This window comes from Rufibacter sp. LB8 (assembly GCF_014876185.1).
GTDB lineage: Bacteria > Bacteroidota > Bacteroidia > Cytophagales > Hymenobacteraceae > Nibribacter.
In genome coordinates this window covers 4,499,862-4,516,421 of the sequence record NZ_JADALJ010000001.1, presented here as the reverse complement: position 1 = coordinate 4,516,421, position 16,560 = coordinate 4,499,862, and the positions used below count along the sequence as shown (strand labels likewise).

The 16,560-nt window shown below is 51.1% G+C and carries 17 protein-coding genes; 8 read left to right on the top strand and 9 right to left on the bottom strand.

The annotated features are described in order from the left end of the window. Nucleotides 1-84: 84 nt before the first annotated feature. Nucleotides 85-696, bottom strand: a complete 612-nt coding sequence (locus IMY23_RS18875) for a ribonuclease HII (protein WP_192823570.1) — start codon at nt 694-696, stop codon at nt 85-87. A gap of 288 nt (nt 697-984) precedes the next feature. Here IMY23_RS18875 and IMY23_RS18870 point away from each other — a divergent pair, with 288 nt between their 5' ends. The 4 genes from IMY23_RS18870 to IMY23_RS18855 all read left to right on the top strand — a co-directional run bounded on the left by IMY23_RS18870 (nt 985) and on the right by IMY23_RS18855 (nt 5,575). After that, nucleotides 985-1,347: a DUF485 domain-containing protein gene (locus IMY23_RS18870; RefSeq protein WP_225986554.1), complete on the top strand. Its 363-nt coding sequence runs from the start codon at nt 985-987 to the stop codon at nt 1,345-1,347. Between the two features lie 36 nt (nt 1,348-1,383). After that, the gene (locus tag IMY23_RS18865; RefSeq protein WP_192823569.1) at nt 1,384-2,958 is read left to right on the top strand and encodes a sodium/solute symporter; all 1,575 of its coding nucleotides are present in this window, start codon (nt 1,384-1,386) and stop codon (nt 2,956-2,958) included. 201 nt (nt 2,959-3,159) lie between these two features. Then, entirely contained in the window at nt 3,160-5,058 is a 1,899-nt protein-coding gene (gene acs / locus IMY23_RS18860; RefSeq protein WP_192823568.1) for an acetate--CoA ligase, read from the top strand. A 253-nt stretch (nt 5,059-5,311) separates the two neighbouring features. Then, on the top strand, nt 5,312-5,575 hold the full coding sequence (locus IMY23_RS18855; protein WP_192823567.1) for a GNAT family N-acetyltransferase: 264 nt from the start codon (nt 5,312-5,314) through the stop codon (nt 5,573-5,575). A gap of 244 nt (nt 5,576-5,819) precedes the next feature. Here the strand turns inward: IMY23_RS18855 and IMY23_RS18850 are convergent, their stop codons facing one another. Then, the gene (locus tag IMY23_RS18850) at nt 5,820-6,086 is read right to left on the bottom strand and encodes a LysM peptidoglycan-binding domain-containing protein (protein ID WP_192823566.1); all 267 of its coding nucleotides are present in this window, start codon (nt 6,084-6,086) and stop codon (nt 5,820-5,822) included. A gap of 188 nt (nt 6,087-6,274) precedes the next feature. Here IMY23_RS18850 and IMY23_RS18845 point away from each other — a divergent pair, with 188 nt between their 5' ends. The 3 genes from IMY23_RS18845 (at nt 6,275) to IMY23_RS18835 (ending at nt 8,663) form a co-directional block, all read left to right on the top strand. Further along, nucleotides 6,275-6,697: a lipocalin family protein gene (locus IMY23_RS18845; RefSeq protein ID WP_192823565.1), complete on the top strand. Its 423-nt coding sequence runs from the start codon at nt 6,275-6,277 to the stop codon at nt 6,695-6,697. A gap of 281 nt (nt 6,698-6,978) precedes the next feature. After that, on the top strand, nt 6,979-7,776 hold the full coding sequence (locus IMY23_RS18840; protein WP_192823564.1) for a class I SAM-dependent methyltransferase: 798 nt from the start codon (nt 6,979-6,981) through the stop codon (nt 7,774-7,776). Continuing rightward, nucleotides 7,773-8,663, top strand: a complete 891-nt coding sequence (locus IMY23_RS18835; RefSeq protein WP_192823563.1) for a UbiA family prenyltransferase — start codon at nt 7,773-7,775, stop codon at nt 8,661-8,663. Before IMY23_RS18840 ends, IMY23_RS18835 begins: the two co-directional genes overlap by 4 nt. Nucleotides 8,664-8,771: 108 nt before the next feature. Here IMY23_RS18835 and IMY23_RS18830 read toward each other — a convergent pair whose 3' ends face one another. Both IMY23_RS18830 and IMY23_RS18825 read right to left on the bottom strand, forming a co-directional pair. Further along, nucleotides 8,772-9,632, bottom strand: a complete 861-nt coding sequence (locus IMY23_RS18830) for an HAEPLYID family protein (protein WP_192823562.1) — start codon at nt 9,630-9,632, stop codon at nt 8,772-8,774. Nucleotides 9,633-9,710: 78 nt separating this feature from the next. Next, the gene (locus IMY23_RS18825) at nt 9,711-10,097 is read right to left on the bottom strand and encodes a hypothetical protein (protein ID WP_192823561.1); all 387 of its coding nucleotides are present in this window, start codon (nt 10,095-10,097) and stop codon (nt 9,711-9,713) included. A 224-nt stretch (nt 10,098-10,321) separates the two neighbouring features. Between IMY23_RS18825 and IMY23_RS18820 the strand changes: the two genes are divergently transcribed. Next, nucleotides 10,322-10,915, top strand: coding sequence for a hypothetical protein (locus IMY23_RS18820; protein ID WP_192823560.1), 594 nt, complete (start codon nt 10,322-10,324; stop codon nt 10,913-10,915). Between the two features lie 51 nt (nt 10,916-10,966). Here the strand turns inward: IMY23_RS18820 and IMY23_RS18815 are convergent, their stop codons facing one another. From IMY23_RS18815 to rho, 5 genes are all read right to left on the bottom strand, one after another. Next, nucleotides 10,967-11,419 carry a hypothetical protein gene (locus tag IMY23_RS18815; protein WP_192823559.1) on the bottom strand — a complete coding sequence of 151 codons (453 nt, stop codon included), beginning with the start codon at nt 11,417-11,419 and terminating at the stop codon, nt 10,967-10,969. A gap of 119 nt (nt 11,420-11,538) precedes the next feature. Continuing rightward, nucleotides 11,539-12,042, bottom strand: a complete 504-nt coding sequence (locus IMY23_RS18810; protein ID WP_192823558.1) for a MepB family protein — start codon at nt 12,040-12,042, stop codon at nt 11,539-11,541. A gap of 301 nt (nt 12,043-12,343) precedes the next feature. Further along, nucleotides 12,344-13,291: an AraC family transcriptional regulator gene (locus IMY23_RS18805; RefSeq protein WP_192823557.1), complete on the bottom strand. Its 948-nt coding sequence runs from the start codon at nt 13,289-13,291 to the stop codon at nt 12,344-12,346. A 44-nt stretch (nt 13,292-13,335) separates the two neighbouring features. Next, nucleotides 13,336-14,169, bottom strand: a complete 834-nt coding sequence (locus IMY23_RS18800; RefSeq protein WP_192823556.1) for an oxidoreductase — start codon at nt 14,167-14,169, stop codon at nt 13,336-13,338. A gap of 333 nt (nt 14,170-14,502) precedes the next feature. After that, entirely contained in the window at nt 14,503-16,428 is a 1,926-nt protein-coding gene (gene rho, locus IMY23_RS18795; protein ID WP_192823555.1) for a transcription termination factor Rho, read from the bottom strand. Nucleotides 16,429-16,560: the final 132 nt, after the last annotated feature.

The window sequence follows — 16,560 nt, the reverse complement described above, 5'->3', positions numbered from 1 at the left end:
TTTGAAGTTACTGTTTTCCTCTGGCAAAAAGACTTTCCGTTTTCGGGCTCATTTCTGGAAATGAAGCCGAAAATGGCGGTTGCTTTATGTTACCAGTACAGCATCTGGTTCTGGCTGCGCTTGCAGGAGTTTGAACGTGAGGCGGTGGTGTGAACAAGGCCCGTGCTGCGCAATTCCCCGGCGGTGCACGGCGGTGGGGTACCCGGCGTTCTGGGCCCAGCCGTACTCCGGAAATTCTTCAGATAAACGGCTCATCAGTTCATCTCGGTGCGTTTTGGCCAGCACAGAAGCCGCGGCTATGTGAAAAAACCGGCTGTCGCCTTTGACCATGCAGGCGTGGGGCACGTTTCTGTAGGGCGTAAACCGGTTGCCGTCCACCAACAGATATTCCGGCACCTGGGGCAGTTGGTCCAGGGCGCGGTGCATGGCCAGAAAAGAGGCGTTTAAGATGTTAATTTCGTCAATTTCCTGCGGGCTCACCTCGCCCACGGCCCAGGCCACGGCCTCTTTGTAAATCTCGCCGCGCAGCAAATCCCGCTGTTTGGCGGTGAGTTGTTTGGAATCGGTGAGCAGCGCGTGGTGGTAATCTGGCGGAAGAATGACGGCCGCGGCCACCACGGGCCCGGCCAGACAGCCGCGTCCAGCTTCGTCTAAGCCCGCCTCCAGACGTTTCCCGCTGTGATTGCTGATGAGCATGGTATTTATCTTGGTAATTTTCTCTTTTGAAACAGCCGCGAAAGGTAAATAATTCTGCTCACCTCTAAATTCCCATCGGCTAAAAATCTACTGTTTCTACTTCCGTTTTTGGCTCCGTTTTCAGAAATGAGCCCGAAAACGGAAATAAAAAGCCAGGAAAACCAAAGTCGGCTCTATGCTTCGCTTCGTCAAACCACTTCTGAAATAATATTTTTAAATTCCATACCGCGGCAATTCGTCAAAAAATCAGCATATTAGATTTGGAATATATAGTTTTTACCCGAACACTTGTTCGCCCGAAGACCTTACACCGGTTATAAAATCTACCAATCCATGGAAAACGAGCCTAAACCATCAGCCAATTCAACTGCCATTCTGGAGAGCGCCGCCTTCAAAAAACTGGTCAAGCAGCGGTGGTCGGTGTCATTGGTGCTCACGTTTGCCATGCTGGCGGTGTACTTCGGGTTTCTGCTGCTGGTGGCGTTTGACAAAGAGCTGCTGGCCACCAAAATTGGCGACTACACCACGCTGGCCATACCCGTGGGCCTGGGTATTATTCTGTTTGCCTGGCTCCTGACGGGCGTGTACGTTTTCTGGGCGAACAACAAATACGATGCCTCTGTGGAAGAGCTCAAAAACAAGATTTCCTGACCGAACTCCCACCTCTACTAACCACCCGCGCAAACAATGCTTTCTTCGTTCGTTCTTTTGCAGGCTACGCCAACTGCCTCTACCTTGGGCACCGCCAACCCGGTCTCCATTGCCATGTTTTTCCTGTTTGTGGCCGTTACGCTGTACATTACCTACTGGGCCGCCAAAAAAACCAAAACCGGTTCTGAGTTCTACGCCGCCGGGCGCAACATCTCGGGGTTCCAGAACGGTCTGGCCCTGGCCGGCGACTACATGAGCGCCGCTTCTTTTCTGGGCATTGCGGGCATGGTGGCTACCAAAGGCTATGACGGCTTAATCTATTCCATCGGGTTCCTGGTGGGCTGGCCCTTGATCATGTTCCTCATTGCCGAACCGCTACGTAACCTGGGCAAATATACCTTCGCCGATGTAGTGGCCTATCGGTTGCGGCAACGACCCATCAGAATTGCGTCTTCGGTGGGTTCTTTGCTCACTATTTCATTTTACCTGATTGCCCAAATGGTGGGCGCCGGCGGCCTGATCAAGACCTTGTTTGGGTTGGAATACGAGATTGCCGTGGTGATTGTGGGCGCGGTGATGACCCTATATGTGCTGTTTGGCGGCATGATTGCCACTACCTGGGTGCAGATTATTAAAGCGGTGTTGTTGTTGAGCGGCGCCACGGTGCTGGTGCTTTTGTCTTTGGCGAAGTTCGGGTTTAGCCCCGGCAATCTGTTGGAAGCAGTGAGCACGCAGTACGGCCAGGCAATGCTTTCGCCGGGCGGCTACATCACCAATCCGTTTGATGCGCTATCCCTGGGTTTGGCCTTGATGCTGGGCACCGCGGGCCTGCCGCACATTCTCATGCGTTTTTACACCGTGCCAGACGCCAAAGCCGCGCGTAAATCAGTGTTTGTGGCCACGGGTTTCATCGGCTATTTCTATCTGCTCACGTTTTTGATCGGTTTTTCGGCCATGGCCTTGGTGGGAAAACCCGCCATTGAAGGCCTGGACAAAGGCGGCAACATGGCCGCTTTGCTTTTGGCCGAACAGACCGGCGGCACCGCGTTCCTGGGCTTTATTGCGGCCGTGGCTTTCGCTACCATTCTGGCCGTGGTGGCCGGTTTGACTTTGTCGGGCGCGTCCAGCATTTCGCATGATTTGTATGTGCACGTGTTCAAAAAAGGCGTTTCTGACGAAAAAGGAGAAATGAAAGTAGCCCGCCGGGCCACCATTGCTTTGGGAATTCTTTCTATTCTGCTGGGCTTGGTGTTCAAGGGCCAGAACGTGGCGTTTATGGTGGGCCTGGCGTTTTCCATTGCGGCCAGCGCTAACTTCCCGGCCCTGCTTATGTCCATTATCTGGAAGAAGTTCACCACCCAGGGCGCGGTCTGGAGCATTGTGACCGGGGCCGCACTTTCGTTGATTTTAATCGTTCTCAGCCCAACCATTATGGTAGACATTATGGGCTATCCTGAAGCTATTTTCCCGCTCAAAAATCCGGCCTTGGTGTCCATGTCCAGCGCTTTCCTAGTGGGCATTATTGTCTCGCTGTTAAAACCAGAACCGGCGGCGGCGGCCAAGTTTGAATCTGAGAAACTGCGTACGTATTTAGGCGTAGGCGCTGAGTAAACTTCGCCTTCTGCCCCTCACCAAAAAAGAGGTAAGTTTCCGTTTTCGGGCTCATTTCTGGAAATGAGCCCGAAAACGGACAAAACCGCGCACTTTTGATAAAATTTTAATAAGTTGCCTTCGGAAGAAAGAATCCATCATTTTTCCTTTCCTTAGTTTGAGGAAACCCCAATCCCAACCGCCTAACCTGACCTACCAAACATGGACTACCGCATAAAATCTTTAGAAGAATACCAGCAAGCCTACCAACACAGCGTTGACAACCCAGAGGAGTTCTGGGGAAACATTGCCGAGAATTTCACCTGGAAAAAGAAGTGGGACAAAGTGCTGGACTGGAACTTTGAGGAGCCCAACGTGAAATGGTTTGTGAACGGCAAGCTCAACATCACCGAGAACTGCCTGGACCGCCACCTGGAGAAACGCGGCAACAAGCTGGCCCTCATCTGGGAACCCAATGATCCCAAAGAACGCTACATACGCTTCACTTACCGCGAACTGCACGAGAAAGTCTGCCAGATGGCCAACATTCTCAAGCGCAACGGCGTGCAGAAAGGCGACCGCGTGTGCATCTACATGCCCATGATTCCGGAGTTGGCGTTTGCCGTGCTGGCCTGTGCAAGGATTGGCGCGGTGCATTCAGTGATCTTCGCCGGTTTCTCGCATACGGCCATGGCCGATAGAATCAATGACGCCCAGGCCAAAGTGGTGCTCACCTCAGACGGACTCAACCGCGGCTCCAAGCAGATTCCCGTGAAACGCGTGGTAGACGAAGCCCTGGAAGACTGCACCAGCGTGGAGAAAGTGGTGGTGGTAGACCGCGTGGGCTGGGCCGTGAACATGGTGGAAGGCCGTGATGTCTGGTACCACGAAGAACTAGAGCACGTTGACAAAAACTGCCCCGCAGAGGAAATGGATGCAGAAGACATGCTCTTCATCTTGTACACCTCAGGCTCCACCGGCAAACCCAAAGGCGTAGTACACACCTGCGGCGGCTACATGGTCTATACAGATTACACGTTTAGAAACGTGTTCCAATACGAGGAAAGCGACATTTACTGGTGTACTGCCGATGTGGGTTGGATTACCGGTCACTCCTATTTGCTGTATGGTCCGTTGTTGTCTGGGGCAACCAGTTTAATGTTTGAGGGCGTGCCCACGTTCCCAGACCCGGGCCGTTTCTGGCAGGTGATTGACAAATTCGGCGTGAACATTTTCTACACCGCGCCTACCGCCATCAGGTCTTTGATGGCTTCCGGCCTGGACCACGTGTTATCTTATAGTCTGGATTCTTTGAAAGTGCTGGGCTCGGTGGGTGAACCCATTAATGAAGAAGCCTGGCATTGGTACCACATTCACGTGGGCAAAGAGCGCTGCCCGGTGGTAGACACCTGGTGGCAAACCGAGACAGCCGGCATCATGCTCAGTTCTTTGGCGGGCATTACGCCGTCAAAACCCAGCCACGCGGGCTTCGCGCTGCCAGGCGTGCAGCCGCTGCTGGTAGACCAGGAAGGAAAGGAAATTCTGGAGAACGAAGTGGAAGGCTACCTGTGCATGAAGTTTCCGTGGCCGGGCATTATACGCACCACGTACGGCGACCATGAGCGCTGCCGCCAAAGCTATTTCAGCGCCTACAAAGGCCTGTACTTCACCGGTGACGGCGCCAAGCGCGACAAAGACGGCCTGTGGCGCATTATTGGCCGCGTAGATGACGTGATTAACGTGTCGGGCCACCGTTTTGGCACCGCCGAGATTGAGAACGCCATCAACCAGAACAAACACATTGTGGAGAGCGCCGTGGTGGGCTACCCGCACGATGTGAAAGGCCAGGGCATATACGCCTTCGTGGTCTGCGGTGACGAGATTCCGCAGAGCCATGAGCACCTACGCGCTGAGGTGATTGAAACCGTGGTGGACCAAATAGGAAAAATAGCGAAGCCCGACAAAATTCAGATTGTGAGCGGCCTGCCCAAGACTCGTTCGGGCAAGATCATGCGGCGCATTTTACGCAAAGTAGCCGAAGGGGAAACCAGCAACCTGGGAGACACCAGCACGCTGCTGGACCCGCCCATTGTAGATGAAATTATAAAAGGAGCCTTGTAGGCTCCTTTTTTTTGCTTGGTGCGGTAGATTTCAAAAACGTAAAACAGCAAGCTGACAAGAAACAGATATAACGGTAGTAAGAGGTTTTGTGCTTAACATAAAAATATTTGAGTAGAAAGCCTTGTTACGGCCTCAAAAGTAAATCTGAGCGTGTTTCACGCCTTTTTGGCCTCAACCTTTTAAGAAAAAACAGGTACAAAAAGACAGACCTGGGTAATGGGCACAGGCTTTGTTTCACGTAAAGGATACCCGTATGTCTTTAGATATTCAGCATGATGAAGAGTACCAACAATTTACCGCCTTTCTCAACAATGAAGAGATAGGAGAATTGGCCTACGCCACGCCTGAGCCTGATATCATGGACTTTCAGCATACGTTCATTGAGAAGGAGTACCGGGGCAAGGGCCTGGCAGATGAATTAATCAAGCACGGTTTGGACTATGCCGCCGAAAACGGTTTTCAAGTGCGCGCCACCTGCAAGGCCGTGGCCAGTTATTTAGAACGAAACCCCGGCTGATGCAAGCAGCACCCAACAGCAAATCCGCCTTTCCTTTCTGTGTTTCAGAAGCGAAAGGCGGTTTTGTTTTACGCGAAATGCACCCCTACCTGAAGGTGCGTTTTCGGGCTCATTTCCAGAAATGAGCCCGAAAACGGAAAAGCACGAGAGGGATAACAGAAAAGTTGAAGCGCTAAAACAGAAAAAGAGCCCCGGCTCTGGGCCAGGACTCTTTCCTCTACAAACAAACCTAAAAAATCTTGAATTAAGCTTTGGGGATTTTAAGCACCCAACCCACTTCAATAAGGTCGGGGTTCTTGATCTGGTCCAGGTTGGCCTCATGGATCTTGTGCCATTTCTGGGCATCGCCGTAAAAATTCTTGGCTATTTTAGAAAGTGAATCGCCGCTTTTCACGGTGTAGGTATCTGTGGCGGCAGCGGCCGGAGCGGGCGCTGGGGTGGCAACTGGTTTGGCCATTGGCGCTGGCACCGGTTTTTCCTCGCCCTTTTTTAGAAAATCAAATAGTCCCATAGTTTTAGTCTTGTGTCAGGTTGGCGCGGCCCCATAAACTTTTACAGGGCTGATTTACAAGGTATTTCTTACGGCGGCTTGGCAGATAGGTTTTTTCTATTTTCAAAACTGTAACGGCATCTGCACGTAAGAATTCTCGGTCGGCCAGAAGGGCTTGCCAGAGTTGTACCGAACCTAAACCAAGAACTATGAAAAATGTATTTGCCGTGCCCGTGAAAGTGAGCCTGACCTACCTGCTGGTGTTGTGCCTGAGCGTTTTGTCTTTTAGCTGCAACAAAAAGCAGGAAGCAGGCAGCCCCAGCATGATTTCGGGCGCCACCAGCAAAGTCTGGAAAGCCAGCAAAGAAACCAACGCCGCCGGCGACAAAGAAAGCCTCTCCAGCGAAGAAAAGCAGCAGCAGATCCAATTCTTCGCGAACGGAAACTTTACGCAGACCTCTGAATCGCAGAGCGCCAATGGCACCTGGGCCTATGATGATGCCGCCAAAAACCTGGCACTTACCTACAGCGGCAACAGCGTGAGCGAGAACTTTAAGGTCACCGAGATTGACGAAGACGACCTCAAACTGCAAGCCCCAGACGGTTCTACGTTGACGTTGAAAGCAGAGTAAGCAGTTTTGCATCCATAGAAAAGCCTGATCTGGTGTTTGCCGGACCGGGCTTTTTTATGCGCTGGCCCTAAGCGCTTCACCAGAAAAAAAGCACGCTGGGTTGTCACTAAAATTTTCCGTTTTCGGGCTCATTTCTGGAAATGAGCCCGAAAACGGAAAATCCAAGGTCCTCTTACAAAACAATTTTCTAAGACGATTGCTATTTCAAGGGAAGCGCAATTACACCTGCCGTTTATTCCCGTAAAACGTGTTTCTTTACTACCCCTAACCTATTGTTCTGCATGCAGCAACGCTGGCACCTATTTGAACTGGAAGACCAGGCTTGGTTTCCGCACGCGGTGCGCCAGGGTATGATGGATGTGCTCCGGTTCATGATTACGTGGCTGGGCGTGTACAAACCCATTGTGCCTTTGCTGCAGAACGCCTTGCAGGCCACGCAACAGACCCACTTACTGGACCTGGCCTCGGGCGCGGGCGGTGGCATGTTGCAAGTCTGGCAGGAATTGGAAAAACTCTCCAACCAACGCCTCACCGTCACGCTCACAGACAAATTTCCCAACCCTGAGGCCTATGCGTACCTGCACACGCAGTCTAACGGCGCCATTACCTTTGAACCTGAAGCAGTAGATGCCACAGCCGTACCGCCGCATCTAACTGGTTTCCGGACGGTTTTTTCGGCGTTCCATCATTTCAGGCCAGACACGGCGCAGGCCATTCTGCAAGATGCCGTACGGCAGAACCAGGGCATTGGCGTGTTTGAAGGCGCCGGCAAGCACTGGCACGAGATTCTGCTGGCCTGGCTGGTTTTCCCGTGGTTGATTCTGGTCATTACGCCGTTCATCAGGCCGTTTACCTGGAGCCGCCTGTTCTTCACCTATGTACTCCCGTTGATCCCGTTAGGCGTGGTCTGGGATGGTACCGTGTCTATTTTGCGGCTCTACACGCCGGCGCATCTGCAGAAAATGGTAAACAATCTGAACGCCCCGCATTACACTTGGCAGATTGGTCGCGCGCGGCACTGGACAGGCACTGGCATTCTGTATCTCATTGGCTACCCTACTCCCCCGGCACAGGCATGAAACAATCTTGGTCAGATGCGGTGAAATTGCTGCGCATTCCGTTCTCGTTGTTTTTGATGCCCATTTTCTGGTTTGCGCTGAGCGCGGCTACCGAGGTTTCTTTCTGGCGCGCCGCCCTGGTGTTTTTCATCTTGCACGTGTTGGTGTACCCCGCCAGCAATGGCTACAATTCTTATTATGACCGTGACGAAGGCAGCATTGGCGGCCTCAAGAATCCGCCCAAAGTAAACCAGCAATTGTACTGGTTGGTGGTGGGGTTTGATGTAGCGGCATTGCTACTGGGCTTGGTTTTGTCCTGGGCATTTGCCTTGCTGGTGCTGGTGTATCTGCTGGTGTCAAAGGCGTACAGTTATGACAAAATCAGGCTGAAGAAATACCCGTACCTGAGCACAATAGTGGTGGTGGTGTTCCAGGGTGCGTTTACGTTTGTGATGGTGCAGTTGGGTGCCGGCGTGGCTTTATCTGACATTCAGGTGCATACAAATTTGCTGCTGGCGCTGGTGAGTTCTTTGTTTCTCTGCGGCTCTTACCCACTCACCCAGGTGTACCAACACAAAGAAGACGCCCAGCGCGGCGACAAAACCCTCAGTCTGACATTAGGGTTGTGGGGCACGTTTCAGTTTGCGGCGGTTAGTTTGGTGGTGGCCACGGCGGTGTTGCTGTACACGTATTGGCTTCGGCAGGAAAACACGCACAGCCTTCTTTTTCTGGCCTGCACCGGGCCGGTGGTGCTGGTGTTCACGCGCTGGGTGCTGCAGGTGAGAAAAAATGCCGCCGCCGCCAGTTTTGAACAGACCATGCGTATGAACCAAGTCTCCAGTCTAAGCATGAGCGCGGCGTTTATCGCCATTTTGCTGTGGCAACACCTGCAGCCTTTTGCACGGTAGGCTTTTCATAACCACAAAAAATTCAGCCGCGAAGCACGGCCAGGATTTCAGCTCTCCTTCTGGTGAACTGCCTTTACCTAAACGTGCTTCGCGGCTGGTACTTTCTGGTTACCTGGTTTTATGGGCGGGTTCCCAGATAAGCCTCACAAACGAACTGAACCGCTCATTCTCCCGGCTCACCGGAATGCCGGCCACAATGCCCACCATTAAGTTATCGGCTATGCCAACCCGCATCTGGGGCCGTATGGTCATGTCAAAGTCTTGGTGCTGTACTGTTTTGTTGAACTCCACCCCCAGAAAATTTCTAGTGCCCGATATCATGTAATGGAAACTGGTGTTGATGTCATACACCGTGTGCCACTTTTTGGCCTGGAACTGCTGCTCAAACTTAGGGCCGGTGTACAGCAACGAATGAAAATTAGAACCCCAGCGCTTGGCCACCACCAGAAACGGATTGTACACATTTCCGGTGAGCAGGGGACTGCCAAAACTCCTGAAATCAGACAACTCTAACTCATTGATATAGCCAAGGGCCATGGAAGTAGCGGCTTTCTCATGCACAAAAAAGGACCATTGCGCGGCCAGCTTAAAGCTGTTGAGTCTGTTGGAGGGCACCTCCTCCCTTTTGGTACCGCTCAGCGGCGAATAGAAGGTGAGCGGCAATTCCACTTCCAGGCCCAGGCGGTCTATGGGGGCCCATTCATACTCAATCAGGGCTTCATAGGAGTCAAATTTGAGATTGTCTGTGAGCCCGAAGCCCAGGTTCCATTCCTTCTCCCCTTTTCTGGCGCCCAGGTCTCTGATTAAATCAATGTACAGCGGTTCTGCGTGCAGCACTTTGGCGGGGCCTTTCTGGTCTTGCACCTGTTGCAGGTACAGGCTGTCTTTTATGGCGTTCAACGTTTGCCCCACCGTGGTGGCGCAGGATACTACCAGCATGAGTAGTACCAATAAAAATTTCAACTTCATGGGTAACGTGTTTTTTGAGCATAGAAATTCTCTGACCTTTCAAGAAAAGGCCAGGCAAACAAGCTTCTAGAAAACAGGTTACACTTGGGGCGGAGGGGTGACGAGCGTCTGGAACCCGGCGGTTACACAGGCGGTAAATGACGGGAAATTCTGCGGGCGGTCATACGGCGCCCATGGCATAATACCCACGGTTTCAACGGTATGGGCTACCCACAATAACTTTACCGGGCTCTTGCTGTGGTTGTCATCGGGGTCATGGTCATCGTACTCTTCAAAAACATTCTCAAAGCCCAGCAGCTGCTCTGCCACCAACTCCAGGATGCTTTCCTGGTCGTTGAACGTCAGGACTTCGGGCAGATGGTTGGGTTGGGGGTCATTGGCATCTACACTAATATTCAGCAGGTACAGGCTCATCAGGCCCCACAGGACTTTCTTGATGATGCTATTTCTGAGGAAGCTGAACATGTCCCAAAAATACGCCAAATCCGGGCCGAATCATACCCTTGGCAGCTTTTTAGCTATTAAGTCACTTTAAACAACCAATGTTTTGCCCGTTGGCAGGCTATAAAAAATTATACCTCGTACAGGAATGGTGGGCGCGTTGCCAGCACCTGGCAGGAAATGGTTACCAGGCAACGTTCCTCCACCGCCGGCGCGTCTTTCCGTTTTCCGGCTCTATTTCTGAAACCATGCGCAAAACGCTTTTCCCTTGCTGGGCTTTTCTATTTCTACTGGCCTGCAACGGTCCTTCCACAGAAACCAAAACGGAGGCTGTTCGCACCAATGAACCTGTAGGCAAAACTTCCACCACCAATCAATCCATTAAACACGTGGTGCAGCGGTCGCACGCATTCTCCTCCAGTGATGCCCAGGATTTTTTCAGGCTGGAGCTGCGCGGCGATTCCATCACCACCAGCACCGTTCTGTTCACCATTACCTCCAGCCAAGGCCAGCTGCTGCACCGCCAGACGTTTTCCGCCGCCGACCTGGAAGCCAGCCTGGTGTATGAAATGACTACCCCCACGGCCACCCTGCCCCAGCGCGAAGCCTATATTCTGCGCCGCATGAACGAGTTTGTACAACCTGACCGGTTTGTCACGCCCGCCATTACGCAGAGTCAAAATCCTGACACCAGTTTTGTTTCCCTCAAAGATTGGCAGAGGTTGCAAGCCCAGCCTAATACCATTGGGTTTAAATACACTTTGGGCAAGGAAGACGGTCATCTGCTGGTCTATGACCCAACGCAGAAAAAGGCAGTGCGGGTTGGCAGTTTTGGTGGGTGATGGTCTAGGAACTGGGTTTGACCAATCGGCTTAAATTTTGGGGAAAAGCTATTACTGTACAGGCAATTTCATGTCTACAAACTCATAAGAATCATGTTTTTCTCCTTTCAAGAATTTGCTCTTAAATTTCACCACCTCTGCATCTAAAAAGGAGAACGAGTACACATCGGTCATGCCAGAGGCAGAATGCAGCTCGTGGAATTCATTGTTCACCACCCACCATCTGCCTTTCTCTACATTTGTTTCTACTTCACAGTTCTGGATTATGGTGAATAATAAAATAAACGTGCCGTCTGCAAACCGGTGCTGAATCCAATGTTTTTCGAGACCATCTATTTCCTGATTTTTCTCAGAACCGCTCCAACTCCCAACAAACCTTTTGTCATGGTTCCCTTTTACTTGCTCTTTGGGCGTAGCGGTTGGCTTGCCTTTTGTGCCTTTTGTCTGGGCTTGCCCTGAAAAAGCGAACAAAAACAGCAGTAAAAACAGTAGTACATTTTTCACGTGAGCAAGATTAAAGTTGGGTAGAAACCCCGCACCTAAGTGGGCAGAATTTAATAGAAAACGAACAGGTGAATATAGAGATTCTCAAATACAATTTAAATCAATTTATGAATGATGCCTTAGGCAAAAGTTCTTTGAACCCTTTTAAAATCTATTGACTGCTCATCGGTCAGGTCCAGGAAATAAGGCAACTGCCACGCTTGCGTATTTTTGGCCTGTTGACTCATGGCTTCGGCCCAGGGGGCATACACTCTAATCCCCCGTTTCCCGGCATGCCGGTCACTGGCAAGAATTCCTCTTTGGGCTAAAACTGCCTTTGGAAACAAGAACTGACCTAACTTATTTCCGTCTCGCGCAGTGACCAATATAAAATCCAGGTCATCTGCCACATGGTAAGGAGCTGTGGCGCCCGCAGCGTTTCTCTTCCAGATGGTCACAAAATGGCCTGTTTTGGCAGGTGTACTCTTGGCGGTTCTGTGTTGACTAAATTTGCCATTAACCCGAAAGGACCACGCTTCATAATCCAGGCTTTCTCTGCCTTTCACGGGGTGAGTAATTGCCAGCCCACATTTATCATATACCAATTCTTTGATGGTTCTTAACTCACCCGTGAATACATCCATTCAATGCTTGCTCTAAATTTCAATCTTGTTTTCTACACACAACAGGGCAAATTACTGAAATTCATGATTCCACTACTTTCCGTTTTTGGCCTCATTTCTGGAAACGAAGCCAAAAACGGAAATCTCCCAAAAAAGTGAAGGCCAACCGTTTCCTGCTGACCTTCGTGTTACCGCAATCTCAAAATTCCTTTTGTGACCTGCCTCTTACATTTTGTGTCTTCCCATCGTCGCGGTGCGTGAACGAGTCCTGGCGGCGAGTACCAGAGGCTGAACTCCTGGCTTGAAAGCGTTTCAAATGTTGCTAGTTTTTCTCAACGGCGCTGGTGCCTGCCTGAACGGAACTCCTATAGGCCAGCGGTGACAAATCTGTCTTTTTCTTAAACAGTTTATGGAAGGACTGCGGATATTCAAACCCAAATTGAAAGGCAATTTCACTCACGGTGAGGTTAGTTGAAGCCAGCATGTCTTTGGCGCTTTCAATCAACTTGGCATAGATGTGCTGCTGCGTGCTTTGGCCGGTAAGCGCTCTCAGCATATCGCTTAAGTAGTTGGGAGACAGATGCAACTGCTCCGCTATGTCTTGAACGGTAGGCAACCTTATGTGCTTTAATTCCTCGCTTTTAAAGTAGTTGGAGAGCAAAGCTTCCAATCTTGCAAGAATCTCATTACTGGCCGTTTTACGCGTGATGAACTGCCGGTGATAAAAGCGGTTGCAATAATTGAGCAGTGACTCAACCTGTGAGATAATAATTTCCTGGCTGAAATGGTCAATGGAAGTGTTGTACTCATGAATGATTCCCTGCATGATCCGGCCAAGAATCTTTTCCTCATCTTCTGACACGTACAAGGCTTCGGTGACTTCATAAGAGAAGAAATTATAGTGGTTTATCTTCTTTTCCAAGGGAAACCCTCTTATAAAATCTGGGTGTATGACCAGCCACCACCCTTGCAAGGCCAGCCCTGGGTAAATGTCTGTGGTGACTACCTGGTTGGGGGAAAAGAACGTCATGACCCCTTCATCAAAATCATAATAGTTTTGGCCATATTTCATTTTCCCTGCAAAATTCTTTTTCAGGGCGATGCAGTAGAAACTGTAGCGCACGCTCCGGAGGCTTTCATCAGAGAAACATTTTGTCTTGCCAAAGTCAATGACGCTCACCAATGGGTGTTTGGGTTTTTCAATCTCCAGAAGCCGGTGCAACTCTGAGATTGTCTTGATGGGATAAACGGACTGGCCGGGTCTTTTCATAGAGGTAAACTACAAAAAAAGCGGGAGGTGCCCCCGCTTTTCTGTTAATTGAAATTGGTGGACAAAGTCAGATGTTTCCAAGTTTCTATTTCTGCTTTTTCCTGTTCTCGGTGCTTGGTCACCAGCTCATACGTATCTGGTCCCAGCAACAGGTGTAGGGGCGGCTGGGGCAACTGCGTGATCTCAAATAAGATGTTCACCAGCTTTTCAGGGTCACCGGGTTGCTGGCCACTGAAATTCCGCCACATTTTCTCGGCTTCGGCTATTTTGTACACGGCAATTTTATTGTCTGTGAACGTAAGGGAGCCTTCGTCCATAAAATTAGTCCTGAACTGACCGGGCGCCACCACCGTCACTTTTATCCCGAACGATTCCACTTCCAGCTGCAGCGCTTCTGAAAGACCCACCACGGCAAACTTAGCGGCATTGTAGCTGGCGGCATGGGCAAACCCAACATACCCGGCGTTGGAAGAGATATTGAGAATGTGCCCTGACTGTTGCGCTCTCAGGTAAGGCATGGCCGCCCGTATCACGTTCACCGTCCCGAACAGATTGACATCTATGGTTTGCCTGAACTCTTCATCTGTTACCTCTTCCATGCTGCCCACCAAAGAATAGCCGGCGTTGTTCACCACTACATCCACCCTCCCGAAGGTGTCCACACAGCGTTTCACGGCCTCTTTCACTTCTTTATCTGAGGTAATGTCCACCTGTAGCGGCAGGAAATTGTCTTTTTGGCCGTCAATTTGTGCTTGAAGTGCTTCTGCATTTCTGGAGGTGGCGGCAACTTTGTCTCCTTTTGCCAAAACCAGTTTCGCCAAAGCCAATCCTAAGCCTTTAGATGCGCCGGTGATAAACCATACTTTTGCGTTGTCCATTTTCTTGAGATTAATATAAGGCAAAATTCACCAGAAAATAAGTTAGATCTGTGTCCACATCTCGGGAAGATGTGTCCTTTCTGCTGCATCTGGGTCAATGTGATTCCGATGGATTTTCGGTTTATGAAATAGGTCTTGGATAAAAAGTGACTGTTAGGTTTGCGGCCGTTAAGTGATGTATGATTTACTTTCCCGTTTTCGGGCTCATTTCTGGAAACGAAGCCAAAAACGGAAATCTCCCGAAACAGAAAGGCCAGCAGTTTCCTGCTGGCCTTTCTGTTTCGGGAGATTTCACAAAATTTCCCTTGTGTCCTGCGTCTTAAATCTTAAGAATTAGCTGTTCATGGAGATCAGGAACTCGTCGTTGTCCTTGGTGCCTTTCATGCGGTCTTTCAGGAATTCCATGGCTTCTACGGAGTTCATGTCAGACATAAACTTACGAAGGATCCAAACGCGGCTCAGTTCATCTCTATCCATCAACAAGTCCTCACGACGAGTACCAGAGGCCGGAACGTCAATGGCAGGGTACACGCGTTTGTTGGCCAGTTTTCTATCCAGTTGGAGTTCCATGTTACCGGTACCTTTGAATTCCTCAAAGATTACCTCGTCCATTTTAGAACCAGTTTCAATCAATGCCGTGGCGATGATGGTCAACGATCCGCCGTTCTCCACGTTACGGGCCGCGCCAAAGAAACGCTTAGGCTTATGCAACGCGTTGGCATCAACCCCACCCGATAGGATTTTACCGCTAGACGGCACCACGGTGTTGTAGGCACGGGCCAGACGCGTAATGGAATCCAAGAGAATCACCACATCATGTCCGCATTCCACCATGCGCTTGGCTTTGTCTAGTACAATGCTGGAGATTTTCACGTGGCGCTCGGCCTGCTCGTCAAAGGTGGAGGCAATTACCTCGGCTTTTACGCTGCGGGCCATGTCGGTTACCTCTTCGGGGCGTTCGTCAATCAGCAAAATCATCAGGTACACCTCGGGGTGATTCTCAGTGATGGCGTTGGCGATTTCCTTCAGCAATACCGTTTTACCAGTTTTCGGCTGGGCCACAATCAGACCACGCTGTCCTTTACCAATTGGCGCGAACAGGTCCATGATGCGGGTAGAATATTGGCTGGAACGGGTGGTCAGTTTCAGGCGCTCCTCTGGGAACAAAGGCGTTAAATGCTGGAACGGAATCCGGTCTCTGATTTCCTCGGTGGTACGGCCGTTCACAGAATCTACCTTCAATAAGGCGAAGTATTTCTCGCCTTCCTTAGGTGCGCGCACGGTGCCTTTCACAGTGTCACCTGTCTTCAAACCGAACAACTTAATCTGCGACGGCGACACATAAATATCATCTGGGCTGGCCAAATAATGATAGTGCGCCGAACGCAAGAAACCGTAGCCATCTTGCATTAATTCCAGCACGCCTTCATTGGCAATCACGCCATCAAACTCTCTGAAATTAGGCTGATTCTGTTGGTTTTGCTGTGGTTGGCGGCTTTGCTGTGGCTGGTTAGGGCCTTGCTCGCGGCGGTTCTGTTGCTGGTTTTCTCTGGGGTTATTGTTCTCACGTGGCTCGCGGTTAAAATCCCTTGGCTCACGTGGGTTGTTGTTTTCTCTGGGCTGGGCGGCTTCTCTTGGCTCCCGGGCTTCTCTGGGCTCGCGGGGGGCTGCATTCTCACGCGGCTCGCGGGCTTGGTTTTCGTCACGGGGGGCGCGGGGCTGGAAATCAGCGCGGGCCGGCATGCGGTTCTCGCGGGGCTCACGGCCTCCTTCGGGGCGCGGGGCCCTTGGGGCGGGCGCGGCGGCAGCCGGAGCAGTTTCTGGGCGGGGCTCGCGGGCTTCTGTGCGAGGCTCTCTGCCTTCACGCGGGGCAGCTTCCTCACGCGGCGCACGCACGGTGCGCGGTCTTTCCTCACGGGCTTCACGCGGGGCCGGGGCCGGACGCTCTGCGCGGGGCGCACGCTTTTCAGCAGGCGCCGCTTCTGGAGCGTCCTCGGCGCTAGCCTCAGGCGTGGCGGGGGCTGCAGGCGCTTCTGGCGCAGCGGTTTCTACTGGGGTTTCCTGTCCGTCTGCGGCCGGGCGGGCAGCGGTTTTATATTTCTTGGGGAGTTTTTCTTCGGGGGTAATGGCTTGCTGATCCAGTATTTTATAGACCAGGTCTTGCTTGCTGAGCTTTTTGAAGTTGGTCACGCCGAGGTTCTCAGCAATTTCTTTGAGCTCTGAAAGAAGAGAATCTTTCAACTCGTCAATGTTGTACATAAATAGAAATAATTAGCTATTTGTTTAAAGCAGAGCAGTTGCAGAACGCAACGGACAGACAGATAAAAACAGGAAAACTTGGTTTGAGTAAGAGTAATGAAGAACCAGGATGGCGGTCACTTGAAAATGTAT

Excerpts from the sequence above, each read along its gene's own strand:
- IMY23_RS18875 (WP_192823570.1), bottom strand. The coding sequence starts at position 696 with ATGCTCATCAGCAATCACAGCGGGAAACGTCTGGAGGCGGGCTTAGAC.
- IMY23_RS18845 (WP_192823565.1), top strand. The coding sequence starts at position 6,275 with ATGAAAAATGTATTTGCCGTGCCCGTGAAAGTGAGCCTGACCTACCTG.
- IMY23_RS18855 (WP_192823567.1), top strand. The coding sequence starts at position 5,312 with ATGTCTTTAGATATTCAGCATGATGAAGAGTACCAACAATTTACCGCC.
- IMY23_RS18820 (WP_192823560.1), top strand. The coding sequence starts at position 10,322 with ATGCGCAAAACGCTTTTCCCTTGCTGGGCTTTTCTATTTCTACTGGCC.
- acs (WP_192823568.1), top strand. The coding sequence starts at position 3,160 with ATGGACTACCGCATAAAATCTTTAGAAGAATACCAGCAAGCCTACCAA.
- IMY23_RS18800 (WP_192823556.1), bottom strand. The coding sequence starts at position 14,169 with ATGGACAACGCAAAAGTATGGTTTATCACCGGCGCATCTAAAGGCTTA.
- IMY23_RS18810 (WP_192823558.1), bottom strand. The coding sequence starts at position 12,042 with ATGGATGTATTCACGGGTGAGTTAAGAACCATCAAAGAATTGGTATAT.
- rho (WP_192823555.1), bottom strand. The coding sequence starts at position 16,428 with ATGTACAACATTGACGAGTTGAAAGATTCTCTTCTTTCAGAGCTCAAA.
- IMY23_RS18840 (WP_192823564.1), top strand. The coding sequence starts at position 6,979 with ATGCAGCAACGCTGGCACCTATTTGAACTGGAAGACCAGGCTTGGTTT.
- IMY23_RS18865 (WP_192823569.1), top strand. The coding sequence starts at position 1,384 with ATGCTTTCTTCGTTCGTTCTTTTGCAGGCTACGCCAACTGCCTCTACC.
- IMY23_RS18805 (WP_192823557.1), bottom strand. The coding sequence starts at position 13,291 with ATGAAAAGACCCGGCCAGTCCGTTTATCCCATCAAGACAATCTCAGAG.
- IMY23_RS18850 (WP_192823566.1), bottom strand. The coding sequence starts at position 6,086 with ATGGGACTATTTGATTTTCTAAAAAAGGGCGAGGAAAAACCGGTGCCA.
- IMY23_RS18835 (WP_192823563.1), top strand. The coding sequence starts at position 7,773 with ATGAAACAATCTTGGTCAGATGCGGTGAAATTGCTGCGCATTCCGTTC.
- IMY23_RS18830 (WP_192823562.1), bottom strand. The coding sequence starts at position 9,632 with ATGAAGTTGAAATTTTTATTGGTACTACTCATGCTGGTAGTATCCTGC.
- IMY23_RS18825 (WP_192823561.1), bottom strand. The coding sequence starts at position 10,097 with ATGTTCAGCTTCCTCAGAAATAGCATCATCAAGAAAGTCCTGTGGGGC.